Below are 22,085 nucleotides of genomic sequence, written 5' to 3' on the forward strand. Positions count from 1 at the left end.
TCCTACTCGGCGTCGTCGGACTCCGCGTCCGACATTAGTCCGTTCTCCGCATCCTCCTCGGTTACGTGGACCGATCCCGCCGCCGCGTCCTTCGGAATCGTGACCTCAAGCGTCCCCGATCGGGTAAGGGTCGCCTCCGCGCCGGTCGGGGTCACCTCGGCGTCGGTCGGCAGCGTGGCGGTCCCGGAAAGCGACCGGCCGCGACCGGGGAAGACCCACTCGAACCCGTCCCGATCCCGGTTCCCGCGATCGCGCTCCATGTACACTTCGACGGTGCGATCGACGAATCGGACGTCGACGTCCGTGCGGTGAACCCCGGGCGCGTCGAAGACGATGCGGTAGGCGTCCGGACCCTCCAGCAGGTCGTGATCCAGGGGCCGTCGCTCCTGGATCGATCCCCAGCCCCGGCCGACGCGCTCGAGCGCGCTCCGGATGGCGGTCCGGCCGACGTCGAACACCCCCGTCATCTCACACCTCGATGAGCGAGAGGTCCCGGCCACCGCAGTAGGGACACCGGAGGTCGTCGACGGTGTGGTCCTCGGGGACGTCGTAGGTGTAGTGGTTCTCGAACATATCGAGCTCGCAGTCGGGGTCGTCGCAGGTGATCTCCTTGGTCGCGGGCATACTCCTCGGTTGGGCTGCCGTCGGCTTAAGGACGGTGGAGCCGACGCCGTTTCGGGAGGTCCTTCTGAACGGAACAACGCCCTTCCGCCGGTCACTCCGCCAGGAAGTCGTCCAGCCCGCGGGCGGGATAGCCGATGACTCGGAAGGCACCAGCGTCCTTCAGCTCCCGGACGCGCTCCCGGACCGTCTCGACGTCACTGACGATCGCGAAGTCCCGTGTGGCCGCCGAGAGGACCTCCCGAGTGCACCCGGCCGCGTCGGCCCCGATCGTCGCGTCGTCGGGCAGCGCGCGGGCGACCGGCCGCCGGCGAGCGACGTCCTCGCCGACCGCCTCGAGGATCGCGCCCTCGTCGTCCGACAGGACGGTCGGCGCGTAGATGACGATCTCGCCGTCGAATCCGGCGTTATCGGGGTCTCCCCCGGTAACACGGCCGTCACCTCCACGAACCGTTATCCGAATCGCGCCCCTACGAGCGCGTATGAACCAGCTCGTGAACGGCGAGTGGCGGACGGACACCTTCGAGACGACCGACGAATCGGGTGCCTTCGATCGTCAGACGACCACGTTCCGGAACTGGGTCGTCGGATCGGAGATCCCCGACCACGTCGACGCCGAGCCCGACAAGCGCTTCGAGCCGGAGCCGGGACGGTACCACCTCTACGTCTCCTACGCGTGTCCGTGGGCCCACCGGGCCCTGCTCGGGCGATCGATCCTCGGGCTCGAGGACGTCATCGACGTCTCGGTCGTCGATCCCTGGCGCGGCGAGGACGGCTGGCAGTTCACGCCGGAGAAGGCCGGCTGTACGCCCGATCACGTCCACGACCGCGATTACCTCCGGGAGCTGTACGTCCGCGCGGACCCAGACGCGACCTGTCGGGTGACCGTGCCGGTCCTCTGGGACACCGACACCGACACGATCGTCAACAACGAGTCGCGGGAGATCCTCCGGATGCTCGATACGGCCTTCACCGACCTCGGGAACGGCCGCCGCCTCCTTCCCGAGGACGACGAGGCCATCCAGCGCGTCGACGAGATCATCACGGCGATCTACGAGCCGATCAACAACGGCGTCTACCGCGCCGGCTTCGCCACCTCCCAGTCGGCCTACGACGAGGCCATCGACGAGCTCTTCGACGCGCTCGATCACTGGGACGAGGTCCTCGCCGATCGGCGGTTCCTCGCCGGCGACGAGCTCACCGAGGCCGATCTGTGTCTGTTCACCACCCTGATCCGATTCGACCACGTCTACCACACCCACTTCATGTGCAACGTGCAGGCGATCCACGAGTACGAGCACCTCTGGCCATACCTGCGCGACCTCTACCAGCTCCCCGGCGTCGCCGAGACCGTCGAGCTGGACCACATCAAAGAGCACTACTACACGACCCATCCCGACGTCACCCCGACGCGGATCATCGCCCGCGGTCCGGATCTCGACTTCGAAGCGCCCCACGATCGGGATCGACTGGCTGACGACCGCACGCCGGTCGATCCCGTTGAGGTCGAGTAATTTCATTCTTCAGACATATCACCGTCTGAAACAGCCGGTCAGTGAGAACTGCGAATCGAATGACTATGCCACCGACATCTATATCGATATGAAACAAGTATGAATATATATGCCCGAACACAAACGAAAAGTCGGAGATCGGGGGCAGGTGACGATTCCGAAGAAACTGCGGGACCGTCGTGGTATCGAAGGCGGTGACGAAATTGTATTCGTCGAAGTGAATGACGAGATCATAATCAGACCGCCGACAGATGAGGAACGGCTTGCTGAAGGATATCGAAAGAGAGCCGAGCGGTCTCGTGAGTTGGCTGAAGAAATGAAAGAGGCATCCTCAGAAGCAACCGGGGATCTCGCTGACGCACCCGGCTGGAGCGAGTGAATTCTGGAGCCAAGTGTGCAGGTACGCCGCGGCGACATTGTCATCGTTGAAGTGAATTGAATCCCACGAAAGGGAGTGAGCAGCAAGGAAAGAGCCGGCCCTGTGTTGTCATCCAGAACGATGTTGGGAATCAGTACTCACCGACAACCATCGTCGCTCCATTCACAAAGCAGTACACGTCTGGAGAGACGTACCCGTTCGAGGTGGAAGTACTGGCTTCGAGTACTGCCCTCGATCACGATTCAGTGGCAGATCTAAGTCAAATCCGGGTTGTCGACATCGACGAACGTATAACAAAGAACATTGGATCTGTCCCGCCATCAGACATAGTGAAAATCGACTCGGCAATCAAAGATAGCCTCGGCATTTGAGCGAAAAGTTCCGTCAGTGTATCAGGGGAGGACGGCATCGGTATCCGAATCCTCGCCCGATCCCCTCATCAACTGCTACCGACCGTCGACGTCGGTTTCGGGTCCATCCACCTCGCCGAGTCCCGTCTCCGGGTCCCCGACCTCGGTATCTCCCGTTTCGCCGTCTCCCGGCTTTCTCTTTGCTCTCTCGCCTCCATCCGTCTCGGCTCCGTCCGTCTCGTCCTCGTCCGTGAACGACCCCTGACGGATCGCCGCCTCGGCGGCCGCCAGCGCCTCCTCACGGTCGAAGGAGTCGATGACGTACGCCAGCTCCTCCGGCGGCGCGTCGGCCAGCCGACGAGCGTGATGCGTGATGTTGGGAACCGCCCGGAGGACGTTGTCGATGATCGGTACCGTCGCGGCCCGCGCCGATCGGGATCCGGGGTTCAGGTCGATCACGATCTCCGTCTTCCCGGTTTCACCGAGTGCCTCGGCGCGGTCCCCGTCTTCCAGGGGGACGAGCACGACGTCGGCGTCGCCGATCCCGTCAGCATCGACCGTCCCACGCTCGTGGGACAGCCCCGGGATCCGGCCGTCGGCGGTCAGTCCCTTGACCGCCTCGGCGCCGTGCTCGCGGAGGTGGTCGGCGATCCGTTCCATCCGCTCGGTCGTGCGGTTGAACAGGTTGACTTCGATGTCGGCCTCGGTCGCCGCCGCCAGGTCGACGATCGCCTCCGGAACGAGGGCCGCGACGTTCCCGTTGACCGAGAGCACGGGGTGGTCGGCGGCGAGCAGGTGGGCGGCCGCGGCGCGCTCGGCGTCGCCGGCCGACGGGAGCGTCTCCTCGCCGAGCAGGTAGTCGAAGGCCTCGCCGCGGCCCTGCGCGATCAGGCCCTGTCTCGAGGTGATCCCCTTGTCGACGCCCGCCTCGATCCGGTGTCGCGTCAACAGCGACTCGTAGCGCGGGTGGTCCTCGGGGATATCGGCACCGGTCATATCACGGTTTCGGGGGCCGTCGTTTAAAAGAGTTCCATCGATCGTGATGGTTCAGCGCCGGCTTCCGATCGCCCTCATTGCGAAGATCCTCGGCGTTCCGGGTCCAATCAGCGAAGCTCCTCGATCTCCCGAAACGTCCCGCGGACCGTCCCGGGCGTCGCGTACGGTCCTCCCTCGACGCGGTGATCGGGGATCAACAACGGCGTCGGGTTCTCGCTCAGCGCCTCCCGCACGAACTCGAGGTCCTCCGAGTCGTTGTCGTCCCGACCGGCCAGCCGCGTGAGACGGCTGAGCGACGCCGACTCGCCGTACGGTAGGTTGCGCGTCGCCTCCAGGACCTCGCGGCGGTCGGTCGGGAGCGTCAGGCCGAGTTCCACGTCCGTGAACGATTCCTCCTCGCCGGCGAGATATGCATCGACCCGGTCCAGCAGCTCGTGATCCTGTGCGGCGTCCTCGGGGACGGTCTCCGGGAACGAGACGGAGATGACGTGGCCGCTGGCGAACCCGACCTCGACGGCCCGGTCGAGGGCCGGGTACGAGCGCGCGTAGACGCCCGTCGTCCCGCCGAGGCTCACCATCGTGTATCCCCCCGGTCCACCCGCGATCGACGTCGATCGGTCCGTCCGGGCTCCGCGCGCGGGTCGTCGGTTCGGTCGACCGTCGCCGGCCGTTCGAGCGCGTTCATAGCTACCCGTACGGCGTCAGTTTATAAGGGGCTTCCCTCATCGAACCGAATGCCAACCGTCCATCCGTGACGCGAGTGCGCAAGCCTTATGAACAGATACGTACATTAGTGATCAGTAATGGACGATAGGATGAACGATCTCGCGCCGGCGGTCCGGTCGATCCTGGAGACGGCCGAGTCGCGGGGGGCCGAGTCGCAGGCGGGCGGCGACGACCGCGTCGACGTCGACCCCCGAGACCTCGAGTCCGCGTTCGCATCGGCCGCGGCCGACGATCGAACGCCGGTGATCGCGGAGGTCAAGCCGACCAGCCCGACCACCGACGGCGTCCGGGAGGACGACCCGTTCGATCTCGCGACCGAGATGGTCGCGGGCGGGGCGGCCGCGCTCTCGGTGTTGACCGAGCCCGACCACTTCGGCGGGTCGACCGACACCCTGGAGCGCGTTCGCGAGGCGGTCGACGTGCCCGTTCTCCGGAAGGACTTCCTCGTTCGGGAGGCGCAACTGGACGCCGTCGAAAGCGACGTCGTCCTGCTGATCGCCCGGTTCCTCGGCGACGACCTCGAGCCGATGCTTGCGGCCGCCCACGACCGCGGCTTCCAGGTCCTCGTGGAGGTTCACGACCGTGCCGAGCTCGAGCGGGCGCTTTCGGCCGGCGCGCGATTCGTCGGCATCAACAACCGCGATCTGGCGAAACTCGAGGTCGATCTCTCGACGTTCGAGGACGTCGCGCCCCACGCCCCCGAGGACGTCACCCTGATCGCGGAAAGCGGCGTCACGACCGCGGCCGACGTCCGCCGGATGCGCGCGGCCGGCGCCGACGCGCTGCTGATCGGGAGTGCCATAATGGACGGGGACGTTCGTTCGAACACGCGGCGCTTCACGACCGCCGACGCCACAACCGCCGACGCCGACGATCCGGCTGCCGACCACCCGGATGCCGATGACACCATCGACCGCCAGCCCTCACGATGAGTGAGCCCACACCCCACTCTATGAGCGAGACCACATCGACCACCGACGACGACGAGACGCAACGATCGACCGCCGCAGACCCAGCCGATCCGGCGGCCTCCGCCGATCCGACACCGGTCCCCGGCGAGACGGGCGGAAAGTTCGGCCGCTATGGCGGCCAGTACGTCCCCGAGGCGCTGATGCCCGCCATCGAGGAGCTGACAGACGCGTATCAGCGGTACGTCCTCGAGAACGAGGATGGCTTTATGGACGAATTCCGGCGCCGGCTTCGGGAGTTCGGCGGGCGCCCGACGCCGCTCCAGCACGCGGAACGCCTTTCGGAGCGGTACGACCGTGACGTCTATCTGAAGCGGGAGGACCTGCTGCACGGCGGCGCGCACAAGCTCAACAACGCACTCGGACAGGTCCTGCTCGCGAAGTATATGGGTAAAGACCGGGTCATCGCCGAGACCGGCGCCGGCCAACACGGCACCGCCACCGCGATGGCGGCTGCCCACCTCGATATGCCCTGTGAGGTGTATATGGGCGAACGGGACATCAACCGGCAGCGCCCCAACGTCTTCCGGATGACGCTCAACGGCGCGACGGTGACGCCGGTGACGGCCGGGCGCGGCACGCTCAAGGAGGCCATCTCCGAGACGATGCGCGACTGGGCCGGTTCCGTCGAGGACACCCACTACGTCATCGGGAGCGTCGTCGGACCGCACCCCTTCCCGGCGATGGTCCGGGACTTCCAGTCGGTCGTCTCCGAGGAGGCGCGCCGGCAGGCGATCGAGACGATCGGCGAGCTGCCGACCGACGTGGTCGCGTGTGCCGGCGGCGGCTCGAACACGATGGGCTCGTTCGCCGCGTTCCTCGACGACGAGACGGTCTCGCTGCACGCCGTCGAGGCCGGCGGCGCCGACCTGTCGATCGACGAGGAGGCGGGCGTCGCCCCCAACTCGGCGTCGCTGTACGCCGGCGAGGAGGGCGTCCTCCACGGTGCGCGCACGAAGCTGCTCCAGGACGCACACGGCCAGATCGTCGAGAGTCATTCGGTCTCCGCCGGACTCGATTACGCCGGCGTCGGCCCCGAGCTCGCACACCTCGTCGACGAGGGACGCGTCATCCCGGTCGCCGTCGACGATGACCACGCCCTCGAGGCGTTCCATCTCCTCTCGCGCACCGAGGGGATCATTCCCGCGCTCGAGTCCGCCCACGCGATCGCGTACCTTGAGGCCGGAACCGACACCGAGGCCGGAACCGATTCCGAGGCCGCCGGCGACGACGGTGGAGAGCCCGATGCGGCGGCCGACGACTCACTCGGCGAGACGGTGGTCGTCACCGTCTCCGGTCGTGGCGACAAGGACCTCGAGTCCGTGATCGAGGAGACCGCCGCCCGCGACATCGACGGTGCGCCGGACATGTCCGCGTTCACGGAGGGGATCTAGATGTCGAACCGTGCCGTCTCCGATCGGTCGGGGAACAGCGAGGCGATCGCGCAGGCGTTCGCGGACGGCCCGGCGTACATCCCGTATCTCGCGGTCGGGGATCCGGACTACGAGTCCTCGCTCGAATACGTCGAGGCGCTCGAGCGCGGGGGGGCGGACCTCATCGAACTCGGGCTTCCCTTCTCGGAACCGATCGCCGAGGGGCCGACGATCCAGGGCGCGGTCGTTCGCGCGCTCGAGGGCGGGATGACGCCGGACCGGTTCTTCGAGTTCGTCGAGGACCTCGACGTCGACGTGCCGCTCGTCTGCATGACCTACTACAACCTCATCTACCAGTGGGGCGAGACGGAGGGGCCGCGTCCGTTCGTCGAACGCGCCGCCGAGGCGGGACTCGAGGGGTTCGTCGTCCCCGACCTCCCGGCCGAGGAGGCCGACCCGCTCCGGGAGGCCTGCGACGAGTTCGGCCTCGATCTGGTGTTCATCGTCGCGCCGACCACCGAGGGCGACCGGCTCGACCGGATTATGGACCGGGTGTCGGGCTACGTCTACGTCCAGGCCCGGCTCGGAACCACCGGCGCACAGGACGACGTCTCCGACCAGACGGCGGCCAGCCTCGACCGGCTCCGGGAGTACGACGTCCCGAAGGCGGTCGGGTTCGGGATATCCGCGGGCGACCACGCCGAGCGGATCGTCGCGGGCGGCGCCGACGGGATCATCGTCGGGTCGGCGCTCGTCGACATCGTCGCCGAGGGCGTCGAGTCGAACCGATCGACGGCGGCGGTGGCCGATCGACTCGAGGCGATCTCGCGGGAGCTCGTCGCGGGCGCCGAACGGGGTTCCCGCGCTCGATCGACGGGCGACCCGTCCTGATCGCTCCCGAACGAAAGCCACTTATTCGTAATTGCCACACTCTCGCATACGAACTCGACCACGACCGTTCGGATGAGCCTCAACGACGGAAGGCCGCTCGACGCCACCGCGGATACCACGACCGACGCACCGCTGACGCCACGATCGACGCACCGTGACGCGCGATCCGGACGGTTCGACGGCCGTGGGATGACGACGGACCCATTACGACGGCTCATCGACGGACCACGACGCTCCGACGATCACCCACCCCACCCACCGACAATGACAGCAGGACTCACAGCACGACTCGACCGCATCTCCACGAACGACCGTTACCTGATCGTCCCGATGGATCACGGGCTCACGATGGGGGCGGTCGCCGGCCTGAAGGACATCGAATCGACGATCGACGGCGTCACTAGCGGCGGGGCCGACGCCGTGTTGACGCAAAAGGGGATCGCCCCGCGCGTCCACGCAAACAAAAACGACGCGGGCTACATCGTCCACACCAACGGATCGACGACGATCGGTCCCGACGAGAACGACAAGCGGATGACCGCCACCGCCGAGGAGGCGGTTCGAGCCGGCGCCGACGCGGTCTCCCTCCACATCAACGTCGGCTCCACCTACGAGCCGAAACAGATCGAGGACCTGGCGGAACTGACCGCTGACGCGGATCGGCTCGGCCTGCCCGTGCTCGCGATGGCGTACGCGCGCGGCCCCGGCGTCGAGGGGGACGATCCCGAGGCACTCGGCCACGCCGTCCGGCTCGCGGAGGAACTCGGAGCCGACGTCGTCAAGACGGGCTACTCCGGCGACGGCGACTCCTTCGAACACGTCTGTGAGTCGACGCGGCTCCCGGTGGTCATCGCCGGCGGATCGCGCGGCACGGATCGTCAGACCATCGAGATGGTCCGCGGCGCGATGGACGGCGGTGCCGCCGGCGTCTCGATGGGTCGGTCGATCTTCCAGCACGAGGACCCCGAGGCGATCACCGCGGCGGTCAGCGCCGTGGTTCACGACGACCGTGACGCGGCGGACGCGCTCCGCACCGCCGGCCTCGTCGACGCGTAGGTCATCGATCGATCACGGACCCGACAGTATCAAAGCGACCCTCGCCCCGACCGTACTTTCGCAGTTTTCAAGCCCCGAGGGGGCGTCCCATCGATAATGACACGAACCGTCTGGGTCAAAGCCGACGACGAGGTCGGCGACTGGGAGCAGCGCAAGCGCCGGATCACGGCCGGCATCGAGGCCGGGGTCGACTGGGTGCTCGTCGACGAGGCCGACGTCCCGCGGGTCAGGGAACTCGGCGACGTCAACGTCGCGGCGTTCCGCTCCGACGCCGACGTCGTCGACGAGGCCGAACCGGATGCCGACGCGGACGCCGCGAGCGCGGACGCCTACATCGTCGGCAAGGACGGCGAGGGTGACGGAACGATCTCGATGCCCGATGACCTCTCGGGATCCGCGGACCTGTCGACCCTTCGCCGCCGTGATGACCGGGCACAGGGAGTGTACGCCCGCATCCTCGACGAGCGGTACGAGGCGTTCGCCGAGGACGCCGCCGCCGACGCCGAGTACACGATCGTGGTCGGCGAGGACTGGACGATCATCCCGCTCGAGAACCTGATCGCCCGCGTCGGCGAGGAGACCCATCTCGTCGCGGGCGTGACGTCGGCTGCGGAGGCCCAGACTGCCTTCGAGACGCTGGAGTCCGGATCCGACGGGGTGCTCGTCGACGCCGACTCACCCGATGCCATCCGCGGCGCCGTCGAGGCCCGCGATGCCGCCGCCCGGGAACAGCTCGATCTCTCGTACGCGACCATCACCGAGGTCGAACAGGCCGGGATGGCCGATCGCGTCTGCATCGACACCGGGAGCCTGCTGGATCACGACGAGGGGATGCTCGTCGGGTCGATGTCGCGTGGCCTCTTTTTCGTCCACGCCGAGACCGCCGAGAGTCCCTACGTCGCCTCCCGCCCGTTCCGGGTTAACGCGGGGGCCGTCCACGCCTACGTCCGGACGCCGGACGGCGGGACGAAGTACCTCGCCGGGCTGAAGTCGGGCGACGAGGTCCAGGTCGTCGACACCGACGGGCACACCCGGGAGGCGATCGTCGGTCGCGTCAAGATCGAGAAGCGACCGATGTTCCGGGTCGAGGCCGAGGTCGAGACTGACGACGGCGTCGATCGCGTCGAGACGCTGCTGCAGAACGCCGAGACGATCAAGGTCGCCACGAGCGAGGGCCGGATCGCGGTCACCGACCTCGAGCCCGGCGACGAGGTCGCGCTCTACTACGAGGACGTCGCGCGGCACTTCGGCGAGTCGGTCGAGGAAAGCATCATCGAGAAGTAACACACGTCGCCGGAGCGACGGAACCGGTGGGTCAGGAAACCGGCCAGTACTCCCGATGACGCTCGACCGCGTCGTCGATCCACTCGTCGACCAGCCCCGTGGGTTCGTCCAGGAACTCGAAGGGGTCCTCGGTCCCGTACTGCTCCAGATCGACCGTCTCGTCGAGGATGCCCTCGAAGACGCCGAGGGTGGCGAACGAGAGGTGGGAGGGCTGGTAGCCGCCCTCCTGGATCAGCGCGAGTGCGCCGTCAGCCGTGTCGTCGGCGAGCCGTCGAACCCGGCCCCCGAGGTCTCGGAAGCCGCTCCGGGTCACGATGTTCCGGCCGTTCATGTCGGCGGGCCCGGCGTCCTGGCCGGCGCTGACGATCACCAGGTCCGGGTCGAACTCGGCGACGACCGGTTCGACGATCCGGTCGAAAACGGCCCCGTACCCCCGGTTGCCGGTTCCCGGCGGCAGCGGCACGTTGACGGTGTACCCCTCTCCGTCATCGGTGCCGACCTCGTCGACCGACCCCTCTTGAGGATGATACTCCGGGTGCCAGGAGCCGTGGTCGTTGTGGGCGCTCACGAACAGGACGTCATCCCGGCCGTAAAACGTCTCCTGGGTGCCGTTCCCGTGGTGGACGTCCCAGTCGACGATCGCGACCCTGTCGGCGGCGGTCCGATCCGGACCGTCGTCGGCGAGCGCCGCCTCGACGGCAAGCGCCGCGTTGTTCAGGAAACAGAACCCGTCGGCGCGGTCGGGTTGTGCGTGGTGGCCGCTCGGCCGACAGAGCGCGTACGGGAGGGCGTGGCCGTCGTCCTCGTCGGTTCCGTCTCCGCTTGCGGGTTCGTCGTCGCTGCTCCGGTTCCCGAGCGCGGCCTCGGCCGCCTCGACCGCGGCGCCGGCGGCGACCCGCGCCGCGTCGTAGCTGTGCTCGTTCATCCCGGTCGTCGTGTCCTCGATCCGGCCGCCGCCGTCGGCACAGAACGACGCGAGCCAGTCGAGGTACTCGGGGTCGTGGACCCGTTCGAGGGCGTCCCGGCTCGCCGGGGACGGCGAGACCGTTTCCGTGACGTCGCCGAAGGCGTGGTCGATCATCGCGCGGATGTTCTCGACGCGCTCGCGACGATCGGGGTGGACCTCGGGGGTCGCAACGATCGGCGTGTCGGGATATTTGAAGGCCCCAGCGGGTGGTTCGTGATCGAGCATTCGGTCGTCCCAGTAGACGGTGAGATCGGGTGTCATCGATGGGTATGGTGCCGTATGTCGCGGCGAGTGTTCGTTCTATCGATGCGGGTGATCGGTGCAGTCGGGTAAGTCCGAGCCGGAACGACCCGGTGAACGCACTCGAGGCAACCTCGACGTTAAATCTCGTTGGATATTATTAGAATATATGGAATATAGTCTTACTACTGCACCAATACTCGAATGAAAGTAAGAACTATACGATCGTGGTCACATCTTTGGATATGGCAGGCCCACCGATCGAGGAACTCCACTTCGAGGACGCACCGTCAGTCGGGGACGTTCCCGGACCACGATCACGCGAGCTACTGGAGACGCAACGGCAGATCGACTCAAGCGCGGTGGCGTATCCCGAGGACATTCCCGTCGCCTTCGAGGAAGGCAAGGGCGCGACCGTCCGGGATCCCGACGGCAACACCTACATCGATCTGTTTGCCGGAATCGGCGTGTTGAACGTCGGCCACTCGAACCCCTACGTGCTCGAGGCCGTCCACGAGCAGGCCGACAAGCTCGTCCACACGATCGACTTCCCGACTGAGGCTCGGCTCGACCTCATCGAGCGGCTCAACGAGATCGCGCCGCCCGGGCTCAAAGACCAGAACCGCTTCGTCTTCGGCGGCCCGACCGGCTCCGACGCCATCGAAGCCGCGATCAAGCTAGCGAAGTACAACTCGGGCGGTGACGGGTTGATCGCGTTCCGCGGCGCCTATCACGGCACGTCCTCGGGCGCGATGAGCATCACGGGCAACAAGAAGCTGAAAAGCAACTATACACCGCTGTTGGCGGACGTCGTCCACGCGCCGTATCCGAGCCCGACCCAGCAGGGGAAACCGCCCCAGGAGGCGGTCGACCACGCTCTCGAGGAGGTCAAAGCGATCCTCGAGGACCCATACGGGGGATTGGCGAACCCGGCGGGGATGATCGTCGAGCCGATCCAGGGCGAGGGCGGGATCGTCACCCCGCCGGAGGGCTTCCTCCAGGGATTGCGCGATCTGGCGACCGACAACGACATCCCGTTGGTGTTCGACGAGATCCAGTCCGGATTCGGCCGGACGGGCGAGTGGTGGGCCAGCGAGTGGTACGACGTCACGCCGGATGCGATGACGACGGCGAAGGCGTTGGGCGGAGTGGGCTTCCCGCTGTCCGGGCTGATGTACCACGAGGACCTGGACACGTGGGGGTCGGGCGACCACGCGGGCACCTACCGCGGGCACGTGGTGGCAATGCGTGCCGGCGTCCGCGCGATCGAGTACATCCAGGACCACGACCTGTTGGCACACGCCCGCCAGCTGGGCGAGGAGATCCGCAGCCGGTTTGCCGAGATCGCCGACTCGAACGACGCGATCGCCGAGATCCGCGGCAAGGGCCTGTTCATCGGCGTCGAGTTCACCGACGAGAACGGTCAGCCGGACGACGAGACGGTCGATGCCATCCAGACCGACTGCTTCGAACACGGCGTCCTCGTCTGGAAGGCCGGCCCCCACGGCAACGTGCTCCGACTCGTCCCGCCGCTGGTGTTGACCGAGGAGCTCGCGGACACCGCGATGACGATCATCGCCGACGCCATCGATCGGCAGGCTGCCTGAACGCCGTCGACTGCCGGACGACCTCCCACCCGGACCGACCGACGGCCGGACTGACCGGTCACGTGACCGCGTGATCGGCTGCGTTCGATCACCGTTTCGTGGTCGTGTGAGCGTCTCTCACCGACGACTGATGACCGACGTTTTTAAGCGGGACCGTCGGGAACTCACGGTAACTCGCTGGGATGGACGTCCAGCGGGCACCCGCCGCCCGGCCGACACCGGTCGGGGACGGGACGAAATGTGGCTCCGCGGCGTCGTCGCGGGGCTGAATCGCAACCGTCCGTGGACAAACCATGGCACGAAGCTTCTACTCGCACATCAAGGACGCCTGGCAGTCCCCCAAGGAGGGGAAACTCGCCGAGCTCCAGTGGCAGCGCAAGCAGGAATGGCGCGAACAGGGCGCGATCGAGCGGATCGAACGCCCCACCCGTCTCGACAAGGCCCGCGAACTCGGCTACAAGGCCAAGCAGGGCGTCGTCGTCGCCCGCGTGAGCGTCCGCAAGGGCGGCTCGCGCAAACAGCGCTTCACGGCCGGCCGCCGGTCGAAGCGCCAGGGTGTCAACCGGCTCTCCCGCCGGAAGTCGATCCAGCGGATCGCCGAGGAGCGCGCCTCGCGGAAGTTCCGCAACCTGCGCGTGCTCAACTCCTACTGGGTCGGTGAGGACGGCTCACAGAAGTGGCACGAAGTGATCCTGGTGGACCCGAACCACCCCGCGATCGAGAACGACGACGACCTCTCCTGGATCTGTGAGGACCAGCATCAGGGGCGGGCGTTCCGTGGACTCACCTCCGCCGGCACCAAGGGCCGCGGCCAGCGGACCCGCGGCAAGGGTACCGAGCACACGCGACCGTCGATCGGCGGCGACCGACGCCGCGGCAAGTAGACGCCGTCTCGTCACGCAGACGCCGTCTCGTCACGCAGACGCCGATCGACCCATCGAATCGGTTCGGATCGACCCGGATCGACCCCCGCATCCTTATGCCCGTCACCGGCCAACGTCGGGTATGAGCCTTTCGCTGGACGCGACACAGCTGGATCGCTACTCCAGACACATCATTCTCGACGAGGTCGGCCCCGAGGGCCAACAGCGGCTGCTCGAGGGCGACGTCCTCGTGCTCGGTGCCGGTGGCCTCGGCGCGCCGGTCATTCAGTATCTCGCCGCGGCGGGTGTGGGAACGATCGGGATCGTCGACGACGACGTCGTCGAGCGGTCCAACCTCCAGCGGCAGGTCATCCATACCGACGCCGACGTGGGCGAGCCGAAGGTCGAGTCGGCCCGTCGGTACGTCGAGGCGCTCAATCCGGACGTCGACGTTCGGACCCACGAGACCCGATTGGACGTGACCAACGCACGCGAGCTCCTGGCCGACCACGACGTGATCGTCGACTGCTCGGACAACTTCCGGACGCGGTACATCGTCAACGACGTCGCCCGAATTGAGTCGATCCCGGTGGCACACGGCGCGATCTACAAGTTCGAGGGGCAAGCGACGACGCTGCTGCCCGAGGGGCCGTGTTACCGGTGTCTGTTCCCGGAGGCGCCCGAGCCCGGGACCGTCCCCGACTGTGCCTCCACGGGCGTCCTCGGCGTTCTCCCCGGGACGCTCGGCTGTATCCAGGCCACCGAAGCGGTCAAGCTGCTGCTCGAGTCGGGTGAACCGCTGTCTGGACGGATGGTGTTTTACGACGCGATGGGGATGACCTTCGAGACGGTCGAGTACGCCCGCAATCCCGACTGCCCGGTGTGTGGCGAGGACCCCATCGAGACGATCGAGGGGATCGACTACTCGGACGGCTGTGCGATCGCGGCCGAGTGACGTCTCGGCCGAGTGACGTTGCGGTCGCCGTCGACCACGGGGCCCGCCGTGATCACGAAGTCGCCGTCGATCACGGAATCGACCGCGATCCCCGGTCTTCTCGACCCCTGCCGATCGGCGCGGATCGAACCGGTTTAGGCGGGCCCCGCCGTGGCTACGGTAATGCTTACGCTGGGAACGGCGAGCGCGGCCCCGGGTGAGACGGCAACGGGGCGCCTCGAGGTCGGTGAGACCCGCGACGGCTCGCCCGTCCGACTGCCGGTGGCGGTGATCAACGGCGTCGACGACGGAAAGACGCTGTACATCCAGGCGGTCAGCGACGGGGACGAACTCAACGGGCTCGGCGTCGTCAACCGGGTCGTCCCCCGCATCGACCCGACGGCTCTCTCCGGCGCGGTCCTCGTGGTCGGAATCGTCAACTACTACGGCTTTCAAACGGCCGAACATCGCAACCCGATCGACGACACGAAGACGAACCGGGCATATCCCGGCAACGCGACCGGGACGACTTCCGAGCGGATCGCCCACGCCACCTTCGATGCGGCCACGCGCGCGGACCTGATTCTGGATCTCCACCAGGGATCGACCAGCCGGATGATCGACGAGGTGCGCGTCCGGTGTGGACCGCGACACCGGCTGCACAGCGACTGTCTCCGGCTCGCGAAGGTCTTCGGCTGCGGCTACGTGCTCGATCAGAAGGGTCCCGATGGACAGCTCGCCCGGATCGCCCCGAACAAGGGGATCCCGACGGTCGATCCCGAACTCGGCGGCTGTGTCGGCTGGGACGAGGAGTCGATCCGCAAGGGCGTCGAGGGCGTCTTCAACGTCCTCGGCTACTACGGCTTCCTCGACCGGGAGGTATCCGTCGCGAAACAGACGCGCGCACGCGGGTTCGAACAGTACCGATCGCCGTCCGGCGGACTGGTCCGTTTCGAGCGTGAGCTCGGCGAGCGCGTCGAGGCCGGCGACGTCCTCTTCGAGGTGACGGGCGTCTTCGGCGACCGTCACGCCCGGGTGACCGCCGACAGCGACGGGATATTCTGGCGGTCTCGTCGACTCCCACAGGCCGCCGCCGGCGAGTACGTGTGCTCGGTCGGGACGAACCTCGTGACGTACTGATACTGTCGGCCGAACGTCCTGGCGGAGTTTCGCTCGCCAGTAGTCACCGTTCGGGATGGGTTGGCGCGTTGAACCCTCCGCGGATCAGCGGTTTCGCGACGTGACGCCGTGCGCACGGGGGAACCTCGTACCATCCCGGGTCGAGATCCCGATCGAGCCGGGCGGTCGTCTTGCCCGGCGCGTCGGTTCCACAGTCGCGACACCGATAGCCCTGTCCGCGGCCCGCCGAGGACATCGACCGGCCGCAGTCGGGACACGTCGGGGTGACGCGTTCGGTCCGCACCAGGTCCCGGACCGCGAACTTCTCGAGTTTGATCGTCCGGTCCGGCGTCGCCCGGTCGTCGTCTCGCCCGGCCGCGACCTCGCCGCAGACGGTGAGCCGGTCGCCGACCCGGAGGGCACGAACGCGGTCGCGGAACCGATCGGTCGGCGCGAAGGCGGCGGCCAGCAGGCGGTCGCGGTCCTCGGAGACGGTCCTCTCCGTCCCGTCGGTCCCCGCTGGGTCGGGTGCCGCGAGCTCCAGGAAGACGTGGCCGCCCCGGCGCGTTTCCGGCGCGGTCGCAACCACGCCGTCGACGCGGTAGCCGGCGCCAGCCCGCAGCGACCCGATCTCGCTCGGTCGGAGGTGTGCGTCGGTCCCCTGGTTCGTCAGGAACGTCGCCGACCGGTCGACCGGCTCCGAGTCGATCCGGTCGGCGACCGCGCGGCACGCGTCGGGGTCGTCGCCGCGGATCCCGTAGAGGATCGGCCCCGGCGCGTTCGGGACGCAGACGGCCGCGTCCGTGCCGCGATCGACCGTGTCCCAGACCGTCGGATATCCCTCTTCGGCGGCCGCAAAGAGGGAGTCGTGGTCGACCGACCGTGGGGTGCCGCAACGGTCGAACGCCCGATAGGCGATGTGTTCGTGGGTCCACTCCTCGAAGGCGGCCGTCGCGCCGACGGCGGCGAGCGCGCCGATCCGGCCGCGACCCTCGACCGAACAGCCCTCGGCGGCGAATCCGGCGTGTCGGAGGCCGTGCTCCTCGATCAGCGAGAGCGCGTCCGTGAGGTCGTATCGTCGTCGCAACGCGCCGCGAGCGAACTCGGCGATCGGCTCCGGGATCACGTCCGCCTCGGCGTCCGAGGTCGGCACGACGTCCGATGTCGGAACGGCGTCCGCGAGGGCCGATGAGGACACGTCGGCGACGACGACGCCGGGTGAGGTCCGTGGATCCTCGCCGATCGACCACTCACGGACGGCGTCGCAGGCGAGCTCGAAGGCGTGGTCCGGATCGAGGTCGGTGTGCAGTGCAAGAGCGGCGTTGCCGCGGGTCTTGTGTTTCACCGCGGGGTTGAGCCGGACCAGCAGGCGCCGATCGACCGTTCCACCCGCCGACTCGATCCGCTCGGCAAGGCGGGTCGCGAGGTAGGTCGTACACATCCCGTCGGATCGGGAGTCGGTGTCGTCGAGGCCGACGATGGTCACGGTCGGTGTTCGGGCCGGGCGAATAAGCCGGTTTCGCGGTCGAGTGAGTATTTAAACCTGACCGAGAGGAGACGCGCAAAACACCCGATGGCGGCGACCTTCGTCTCGTCACGCCGGCACAACGTATTTACGTACCGAGAGGGTATTCACGGATATGTCACGGGCAGCCTTGATCGGCAACCTCACGGCGATGCTGGAGGACGCTGCGTTCCTCGTCAGCGATCGCTGTGCGGTCCGCCCGAAGAGCTTCGACCTCGCGGCGCGGCGCGGCGAGGACCTGCTGCTCTTGAAGATCCTGCGGAACATCGACGCGCTCGATGCGGAGACGGGTGCGGAGATGCGTCGACTCGGGGAGTACCTCGACGCAACGCCGATGGTGATCGGGATGCGCACGCGCGATGAGGACCTCAAGCCCGGGGTCATCTACTTCCGACACGGCGTTCCGGTGCTCAACCCCGACACCGCCTATGACCTCTTCGTCGAGGAGGTCCCGCCGCTCATCTATGCGGCTCCGGGCGGGCTCTACGTGAGCCTCGACGGCGACCTGCTGGCCGACGAGCGCGAGGAACGGGGCTGGTCGCTCGGGCGGCTTGCCACCGAACTCGGCGTCTCCCGCCGGACCGTCTCGAAGTACGAGGACGGGATGAACGCCTCCGTCGAGGTCGCGATCCAGCTCGAGGATCTGTTCGACAAACCGTTCTCGAGCCCAGTCGAGGTGCTCGAGGGCGCTGAGGAGGTTCGTGAGGCCGACCCGACCCCCTCGCCGCCGGATGCGGACCCCGACGACGAGCACGTCCTGCACGTGCTCACCGCCGCCGGCTTCACCGTCCATCCGACCTCTCGGGCGCCGTTCAAGGCGGTCTCCGAGTCCGAGGACGACCGGCCGGAGATGCGGGTGCTCACCGGTCACTCGCCGTTCACCGAGGCGGCCGAAAAGCGCGCACGCATTATGTCCTCGATCGGAACCGTCGCGCAGACGCGGTCCGTCTACTTCACCGAGAACCGCCGGAAGCGTGAACAGGTCGACGGCACCGGCCTCGTCTCCTGTGAGGAGCTCGCGGAGATGGACGACCCCGACGCGATCCGCGAGCTGATCGAGGAGCGCGCCGAGAAGCCGGCCGAGGCGTAGGCGGCCGTGGCGGCGGTTGGGAGGCTCGTCGCCGATCGTCGTCGCGTCCGACCGGGCGCCTGCCGGCTCAGGCGGCCGACCCGTACGTCTCTTCGAGATACTCGACGATATCGTCGCTTTCGGGCATCCCCTCGACGTCGTGTTCCTCGTCCACGAGGACGGGCACGCCGGTCTGTCCGCTGACCGCCTCGACCTCCTCGCGCTCGGCGTGTGACTGTGGCACCATCCGGGAGTCGTACTCCAGATCGAGATCGGCCAGCTTCCGTTTGACCTTCGCACAGTACGGACAGCCTTCCAGTTCGTAGAGAACGATGTTCGACATCGGGAGATACTACGGTCGCGATTCGGTTAAATCCGTGGTCCGTGGCGGGTTCGGCCGCCGTTTCGGATGGCTGCCGGTTCGATCGTGGTGGTCGGTCCCGCTTCGAATCCGCCGACTGACGGCATCGGTTCGCGATGGTTCGGAGACCGTTCATCCGCCGTTCGGGTGGAGGTTCTCCGACGGTCAGGCGAAGGTCCCGAACCGGACCCAGAAGTACGCGATACACGCCAACGCGAGCGCCCAGTGGGCCGGGTGGACCTCGTCACCCCGTCCGGCGGCGGTCGCGACGATCGGGTAGCTCAGGAGCCCGGCGGCGATCCCGTAGGAGATGTTGCCGGTCAGGGGCATGATCATGATCGTCAATCCGGCCGGCGCCGCGTGGACGACGTCGTCCCAGTCGATCTCCGTGATGTTTTGCAACATCAACACGGCGACGACGACGAGGGCGACGTAGGGAGCAAACGGCGGGATGGCCGACAACAGCGGCACGACCGCCAGCGAACAGAGGAACAGGGCCGCGACTACGAGCGCGGTCAGCCCCGTCCGCCCGCCCTCGCTGACGCCGGCGGAGGACTCGATGTAGGTCGTCACCGTCGACGTCCCGAGGATCCCGCCGACGGTCGTTCCGACCGCGTCCGCAAGCAGGGGCTTGTCCATCTCGGGGAGGTTTCCGGACTCGTCGGTGAGCCCGGCGGCCTGTCCGAGGCCGGTGAGCGTGCCGGCGGTGTCGAAGAAGTCGACGAAGAAGAACGTGAAGACGACCAGCGCGAAGGTGAACGCCTCGACGTTCTGGAAGCCCTCGAGGAACGCCCCCACCAGCGGGGTGATGTCGTATGCGGCCGCCCCGTAGGTGATCTCGGAGACGCCCGGCGCGAGGACGGGAGCGCCGATCACGCCGGCCCCCTCATCGAGGATCAGGGGTTGCACGCCGAGCGCGGAAACGACGTACGCGAGCACGCCCGTCGTCGTGATCCCGATGACGATCGCCCCCCGGATCCCGCGTGCCCACAACGCGAAGGTGAACAGGATCCCGACGGTCGCGAGGACGGCGACCGGGTCGAGCGCGATCGACGGGTTGAGGCTGGTCGTCGCGGTGATGATCCGCATCTGCTCGAGCCCGAGGATGGCCAGGAAGATCCCGATCCCGGCCGAGACCGAGAGCTTCACCGGCTCGGGCAGCAGCGTGATGACGAATTCGCGGGCGCCGACGACGGTCAACAGTAAGAACAGGACGCCCTCGATGAACACCGCCGCGAGCGCCGTTCGCCAGTCGACGCCGAGGCCCGTAACCACGACGAAGTAGGCGTTGAGCCCCATCCCGGGCGCGAGCCCGAACGGGAGATCGGCGTACAGCCCCATCACGAGCATCGCCGCGATCGACGAGAGGATCGTGACGACCGCCAGCAGCTCGACGGTGTTCGGGCCGACGTCGATCGCCTCCGAGAGAATGACGGGGTTCACCACGATGATGTACGACATCGTGAGGAACGTCGTCAGGCCCGCAAGTAGTTCGGTCGGGAGGTCCGTACCACGCGCCTCGAGGTCGAAGTAGTCGGTGATCAGGTTCGGTGTCATATCGGTGGATCGCTCCTGTGGTCGTCACTCCATCTGCTCGAGCGCGCCAACCGGCGCGTCGGTGATCTCACGGGCACGGTCGAGGCCCTCCTCGCCGACCGCGATGAGCGCGAAGACGCCGGTGACGTCGGCGTCGGCCTGCAGCGCGATGTCCAACAGCAGTTCCTGGGTCTCGCCCGACCGAATGAGGTCATCGACGATGAGCACCGTCTCGCCGCCGCCGATCGCGCTGGCTGGCAGGTAGTAGGTCAACTCGATGCCGGAGGCGAGCCGCTGGCGGGATTCGATGAACTCCTCGACGGCGGTCTCCTTGGACTTCTTGGCGTACGCGAGCCGCGCGTCGAAGAAGGATGCCATCGCCGCGCCGAGGGTGATCCCATCGGTTGCGGCCGTCAAAACCACGTCGGGCGTCTCGAATCCGAACGACTCCGCGGCCACCGGGGCGACGAGATCCAGGAACGACTGGTCGAAGACGATCGCCGAGTTGTCGACGTATCCCTCCGCGTCACGGGTGATCCGGGACTGCAGCTCGTCGGCGAGCGCGTCCCGGCCGACGCCGTTGACGATCTCGCGGGCACGGTCGGGCCCGGGCAGGACGTGGCCGTTGACGTACCGGTTCAGGTCTCCCGCCGGCAGGCCGGTCGTCTCGGCCAGTTCCTCGTAGGTCCGTGGCCGTTTCAACATCCGGAGGACTGCGACCGCCTGCAGCTGGAGGGCTGCCTTCTCTGCGCGATTCATATCCTGGATCCTCAATGCGTATGTATGAATATATCGATATCACAAACCGACTGAGGATCCACGTCTGTGAGTGTTCATCGCGGTCCGGTGCGGGCTATCGCTCCCGGACCACGACGAACTCCGCGAGGTCCCGAAGGTACTGCATCGCCTCGGTGTCCGGGAGGTCGGTCGCATCGAGCGCGTCGAGGGCCGCGTCCGACTGTGTGCGGGCTTCCGCGGTCGCTTCCCCCGGCGTCAACCGCGTGACCTGCACCACCGACGGGCGGTCCATTTCGGCGTCCTGGCCGGTTGGCTTGCCCAACGAGTCGGCGTCGGCCGTCGTGTCGAGGACGTCGTCGCGCATCTGGAAGGCGACGCCGACGCGCTCGGCGTACTCCCCGAACGACTCGACGACGACGGGGTCGGCCTCGGCCGCAACCGCGCCCAGTTCCGCCGCCGCCCGGAACAGGGCGCCGGTCTTGCGACGCGCGAGCGTCTTGTATTCGGCTTCGTTCGTCGGGCGGTCCACGAGTTCGGTGGCCTCACCCTCGCCGAGTTCGACCATCGCCTCCGCGACGATCCCCATCGCTCGCTCATTCCTCGAGAACAGCGCGAACGCCTCCCCGAGCAGTCCGTCGGAGGCGACGATCGCCGGGCCGTAGCCGTATTCGGCCCACGCTGAGGGCGTCCCTCGTCGGACGTCCGAGCGGTCGATGATGTCGTCGATGACAAGCGAGGCGTTGTGGACGAGCTCGATCCCGGCGGCGAAATCCACGGCGTCGTCGGGGTCGCCGCCGACGGCCTCACACGCGAGGATCGTCACCGCCGGCCGGACCCGCTTGCCGCCCGCCAGAACGACGTGTTCGAGCTCGTCGGCGAGTTCCGAGGGATCGACCGCCGCCAGAACCGACTCGATCCGCTCGTCGACGAGCCCGACTCGTCGTTCCAGGTACTCCATCGTGCATATA

The 22,085-nt window shown here is 67.4% G+C and carries 22 protein-coding genes and 2 pseudogenes; 13 read left to right on the forward strand and 11 right to left on the reverse strand.

The window, feature by feature from the left end:
* Window positions 1-2: 2 nt before the first annotated feature.
* The 3 genes and pseudogenes from BLW38_RS01330 to BLW38_RS01335 form a co-directional block, all read right to left on the reverse strand.
* Window positions 3-467, reverse strand: a complete 465-nt coding sequence (locus BLW38_RS01330) for an Hsp20/alpha crystallin family protein (RefSeq protein ID WP_092813238.1) — start codon at window positions 465-467, stop codon at window positions 3-5.
* Between the two features lies 1 nt (window position 468).
* Complete coding sequence (locus tag BLW38_RS16090) at window positions 469-624, reverse strand: DUF7559 family protein (protein WP_177167390.1); 156 nt, start codon at window positions 622-624, stop codon at window positions 469-471.
* A 91-nt stretch (window positions 625-715) separates the two neighbouring features.
* Window positions 716-1,027, reverse strand: a pseudogene (locus tag BLW38_RS01335) (DUF7388 family protein); the annotation flags it as partial.
* Between the two features lie 76 nt (window positions 1,028-1,103).
* Here BLW38_RS01335 and BLW38_RS01340 point away from each other — a divergent pair.
* From BLW38_RS01340 to BLW38_RS01350, 3 genes and pseudogenes are all read left to right on the forward strand, one after another.
* Window positions 1,104-2,135 (forward strand): glutathione S-transferase family protein, encoded by a 1,032-nt coding sequence (locus tag BLW38_RS01340; protein ID WP_092813245.1) that lies wholly within the window; start codon window positions 1,104-1,106, stop codon window positions 2,133-2,135.
* Window positions 2,136-2,244: 109 nt separating this feature from the next.
* Window positions 2,245-2,514, forward strand: coding sequence for an AbrB/MazE/SpoVT family DNA-binding domain-containing protein (locus BLW38_RS01345; RefSeq protein ID WP_092813248.1), 270 nt, complete (start codon window positions 2,245-2,247; stop codon window positions 2,512-2,514).
* A gap of 15 nt (window positions 2,515-2,529) precedes the next feature.
* Window positions 2,530-2,885, forward strand: a pseudogene (locus BLW38_RS01350) (type II toxin-antitoxin system PemK/MazF family toxin).
* A gap of 75 nt (window positions 2,886-2,960) precedes the next feature.
* Here the strand turns inward: BLW38_RS01350 and BLW38_RS01355 are convergent.
* Window positions 2,961-3,860 carry a 4-phosphopantoate--beta-alanine ligase gene (locus BLW38_RS01355; RefSeq protein ID WP_092813251.1) on the reverse strand — a complete coding sequence of 300 codons (900 nt, stop codon included), beginning with the start codon at window positions 3,858-3,860 and terminating at the stop codon, window positions 2,961-2,963.
* Window positions 3,861-3,967: 107 nt separating this feature from the next.
* Complete coding sequence (locus BLW38_RS01360) at window positions 3,968-4,435, reverse strand: MGMT family protein (RefSeq protein ID WP_092815447.1); 468 nt, start codon at window positions 4,433-4,435, stop codon at window positions 3,968-3,970.
* Between the two features lie 228 nt (window positions 4,436-4,663).
* Here BLW38_RS01360 and trpC point away from each other — a divergent pair, with 228 nt between their 5' ends.
* The 5 genes from trpC (at window position 4,664) to BLW38_RS01385 (ending at window position 10,158) form a co-directional block, all read left to right on the forward strand.
* A complete protein-coding gene (trpC, locus tag BLW38_RS01365) occupies window positions 4,664-5,518 on the forward strand; it encodes an indole-3-glycerol phosphate synthase (RefSeq protein ID WP_092813254.1) in 855 nt (284 codons plus the stop codon).
* Between the two features lie 179 nt (window positions 5,519-5,697).
* A complete protein-coding gene (trpB, locus tag BLW38_RS01370) occupies window positions 5,698-6,948 on the forward strand; it encodes a tryptophan synthase subunit beta (protein ID WP_245710057.1) in 1,251 nt (416 codons plus the stop codon).
* On the forward strand, window positions 6,949-7,818 hold the full coding sequence (trpA, locus tag BLW38_RS01375; protein WP_092813259.1) for a tryptophan synthase subunit alpha: 870 nt from the start codon (window positions 6,949-6,951) through the stop codon (window positions 7,816-7,818).
* Between the two features lie 264 nt (window positions 7,819-8,082).
* Entirely contained in the window at window positions 8,083-8,874 is a 792-nt protein-coding gene (locus BLW38_RS01380; protein ID WP_092815450.1) for a 2-amino-3,7-dideoxy-D-threo-hept-6-ulosonate synthase, read from the forward strand.
* A 96-nt stretch (window positions 8,875-8,970) separates the two neighbouring features.
* Window positions 8,971-10,158 carry a 3-dehydroquinate synthase II gene (locus BLW38_RS01385; protein WP_092813262.1) on the forward strand — a complete coding sequence of 396 codons (1,188 nt, stop codon included), beginning with the start codon at window positions 8,971-8,973 and terminating at the stop codon, window positions 10,156-10,158.
* Window positions 10,159-10,189: 31 nt separating this feature from the next.
* On the opposite strand, the gene BLW38_RS01390 is transcribed toward BLW38_RS01385, so the two are convergent.
* Window positions 10,190-11,386: an arginase family protein gene (locus BLW38_RS01390; protein ID WP_092813265.1), complete on the reverse strand. Its 1,197-nt coding sequence runs from the start codon at window positions 11,384-11,386 to the stop codon at window positions 10,190-10,192.
* Window positions 11,387-11,610: 224 nt separating this feature from the next.
* Between BLW38_RS01390 and BLW38_RS01395 the strand changes: the two genes are divergently transcribed.
* The 4 genes from BLW38_RS01395 to BLW38_RS01410 all read left to right on the forward strand — a co-directional run bounded on the left by BLW38_RS01395 (window position 11,611) and on the right by BLW38_RS01410 (window position 15,909).
* Window positions 11,611-12,972 carry an aspartate aminotransferase family protein gene (locus BLW38_RS01395; protein WP_092813268.1) on the forward strand — a complete coding sequence of 454 codons (1,362 nt, stop codon included), beginning with the start codon at window positions 11,611-11,613 and terminating at the stop codon, window positions 12,970-12,972.
* A 293-nt stretch (window positions 12,973-13,265) separates the two neighbouring features.
* On the forward strand, window positions 13,266-13,856 hold the full coding sequence (locus tag BLW38_RS01400; RefSeq protein WP_092813271.1) for a 50S ribosomal protein L15e: 591 nt from the start codon (window positions 13,266-13,268) through the stop codon (window positions 13,854-13,856).
* Window positions 13,857-13,977: 121 nt separating this feature from the next.
* Complete coding sequence (gene ubaA, locus BLW38_RS01405; protein ID WP_092813274.1) at window positions 13,978-14,790, forward strand: SAMP-activating enzyme E1; 813 nt, start codon at window positions 13,978-13,980, stop codon at window positions 14,788-14,790.
* Window positions 14,791-14,952: 162 nt separating this feature from the next.
* Window positions 14,953-15,909: a succinylglutamate desuccinylase/aspartoacylase family protein gene (locus BLW38_RS01410; protein WP_092813277.1), complete on the forward strand. Its 957-nt coding sequence runs from the start codon at window positions 14,953-14,955 to the stop codon at window positions 15,907-15,909.
* 43 nt (window positions 15,910-15,952) lie between these two features.
* On the opposite strand, the gene BLW38_RS01415 is transcribed toward BLW38_RS01410, so the two are convergent.
* Entirely contained in the window at window positions 15,953-17,374 is a 1,422-nt protein-coding gene (locus BLW38_RS01415; protein WP_092813281.1) for a tRNA(Ile)(2)-agmatinylcytidine synthase, read from the reverse strand.
* Between the two features lie 154 nt (window positions 17,375-17,528).
* On the opposite strand from BLW38_RS01415, the gene BLW38_RS01420 reads away from it, so the two are divergent.
* Window positions 17,529-18,503, forward strand: coding sequence for a transcriptional regulator (locus BLW38_RS01420; RefSeq protein ID WP_092813284.1), 975 nt, complete (start codon window positions 17,529-17,531; stop codon window positions 18,501-18,503).
* A 67-nt stretch (window positions 18,504-18,570) separates the two neighbouring features.
* Here the strand turns inward: BLW38_RS01420 and BLW38_RS01425 are convergent, their stop codons facing one another.
* The 4 genes from BLW38_RS01425 to BLW38_RS01440 all read right to left on the reverse strand — a co-directional run bounded on the left by BLW38_RS01425 (window position 18,571) and on the right by BLW38_RS01440 (window position 22,075).
* Window positions 18,571-18,825 carry a glutaredoxin family protein gene (locus BLW38_RS01425; protein ID WP_092813287.1) on the reverse strand — a complete coding sequence of 85 codons (255 nt, stop codon included), beginning with the start codon at window positions 18,823-18,825 and terminating at the stop codon, window positions 18,571-18,573.
* A 183-nt stretch (window positions 18,826-19,008) separates the two neighbouring features.
* Complete coding sequence (locus tag BLW38_RS01430) at window positions 19,009-20,400, reverse strand: NCS2 family permease (RefSeq protein WP_092813290.1); 1,392 nt, start codon at window positions 20,398-20,400, stop codon at window positions 19,009-19,011.
* 24 nt (window positions 20,401-20,424) lie between these two features.
* A complete protein-coding gene (locus BLW38_RS01435) occupies window positions 20,425-21,138 on the reverse strand; it encodes a phosphoribosyltransferase family protein (RefSeq protein ID WP_092813293.1) in 714 nt (237 codons plus the stop codon).
* Between the two features lie 94 nt (window positions 21,139-21,232).
* The gene (locus BLW38_RS01440) at window positions 21,233-22,075 is read right to left on the reverse strand and encodes a polyprenyl synthetase family protein (protein WP_092813296.1); all 843 of its coding nucleotides are present in this window, start codon (window positions 22,073-22,075) and stop codon (window positions 21,233-21,235) included.
* Window positions 22,076-22,085: the final 10 nt, after the last annotated feature.

It is taken from the genome of Halopenitus malekzadehii, from assembly GCF_900108505.1.
GTDB classification, from domain to species: Archaea; Halobacteriota; Halobacteria; order Halobacteriales; family Haloferacaceae; genus Halopenitus; species Halopenitus malekzadehii.

Bases quoted from the DNA above. Each gene is read 5' to 3' on its own strand.
- BLW38_RS01330 (WP_092813238.1), bottom strand. From the start codon at position 467: ATGACGGGGGTGTTCGACGTCGGCCGGACCGCCATCCGGAGCGCGCTC.
- BLW38_RS16090 (WP_177167390.1), bottom strand. From the start codon at position 624: ATGCCCGCGACCAAGGAGATCACCTGCGACGACCCCGACTGCGAGCTC.
- BLW38_RS01340 (WP_092813245.1), top strand. From the start codon at position 1,104: ATGAACCAGCTCGTGAACGGCGAGTGGCGGACGGACACCTTCGAGACG.
- BLW38_RS01345 (WP_092813248.1), top strand. From the start codon at position 2,245: ATGCCCGAACACAAACGAAAAGTCGGAGATCGGGGGCAGGTGACGATT.
- BLW38_RS01355 (WP_092813251.1), bottom strand. From the start codon at position 3,860: ATGACCGGTGCCGATATCCCCGAGGACCACCCGCGCTACGAGTCGCTG.
- trpC (WP_092813254.1), top strand. From the start codon at position 4,664: ATGGACGATAGGATGAACGATCTCGCGCCGGCGGTCCGGTCGATCCTG.
- trpB (WP_245710057.1), top strand. From the start codon at position 5,698: ATGCCCGCCATCGAGGAGCTGACAGACGCGTATCAGCGGTACGTCCTC.
- trpA (WP_092813259.1), top strand. From the start codon at position 6,949: ATGTCGAACCGTGCCGTCTCCGATCGGTCGGGGAACAGCGAGGCGATC.
- BLW38_RS01380 (WP_092815450.1), top strand. From the start codon at position 8,083: ATGACAGCAGGACTCACAGCACGACTCGACCGCATCTCCACGAACGAC.
- BLW38_RS01385 (WP_092813262.1), top strand. From the start codon at position 8,971: ATGACACGAACCGTCTGGGTCAAAGCCGACGACGAGGTCGGCGACTGG.
- BLW38_RS01390 (WP_092813265.1), bottom strand. From the start codon at position 11,386: ATGACACCCGATCTCACCGTCTACTGGGACGACCGAATGCTCGATCAC.
- BLW38_RS01395 (WP_092813268.1), top strand. From the start codon at position 11,611: ATGGCAGGCCCACCGATCGAGGAACTCCACTTCGAGGACGCACCGTCA.
- BLW38_RS01400 (WP_092813271.1), top strand. From the start codon at position 13,266: ATGGCACGAAGCTTCTACTCGCACATCAAGGACGCCTGGCAGTCCCCC.
- ubaA (WP_092813274.1), top strand. From the start codon at position 13,978: ATGAGCCTTTCGCTGGACGCGACACAGCTGGATCGCTACTCCAGACAC.
- BLW38_RS01410 (WP_092813277.1), top strand. From the start codon at position 14,953: ATGCTTACGCTGGGAACGGCGAGCGCGGCCCCGGGTGAGACGGCAACG.
- BLW38_RS01420 (WP_092813284.1), top strand. From the start codon at position 17,529: ATGTCACGGGCAGCCTTGATCGGCAACCTCACGGCGATGCTGGAGGAC.
- BLW38_RS01425 (WP_092813287.1), bottom strand. From the start codon at position 18,825: ATGTCGAACATCGTTCTCTACGAACTGGAAGGCTGTCCGTACTGTGCG.
- BLW38_RS01430 (WP_092813290.1), bottom strand. From the start codon at position 20,400: ATGACACCGAACCTGATCACCGACTACTTCGACCTCGAGGCGCGTGGT.
- BLW38_RS01435 (WP_092813293.1), bottom strand. From the start codon at position 21,138: ATGAATCGCGCAGAGAAGGCAGCCCTCCAGCTGCAGGCGGTCGCAGTC.
- BLW38_RS01440 (WP_092813296.1), bottom strand. From the start codon at position 22,075: ATGGAGTACCTGGAACGACGAGTCGGGCTCGTCGACGAGCGGATCGAG.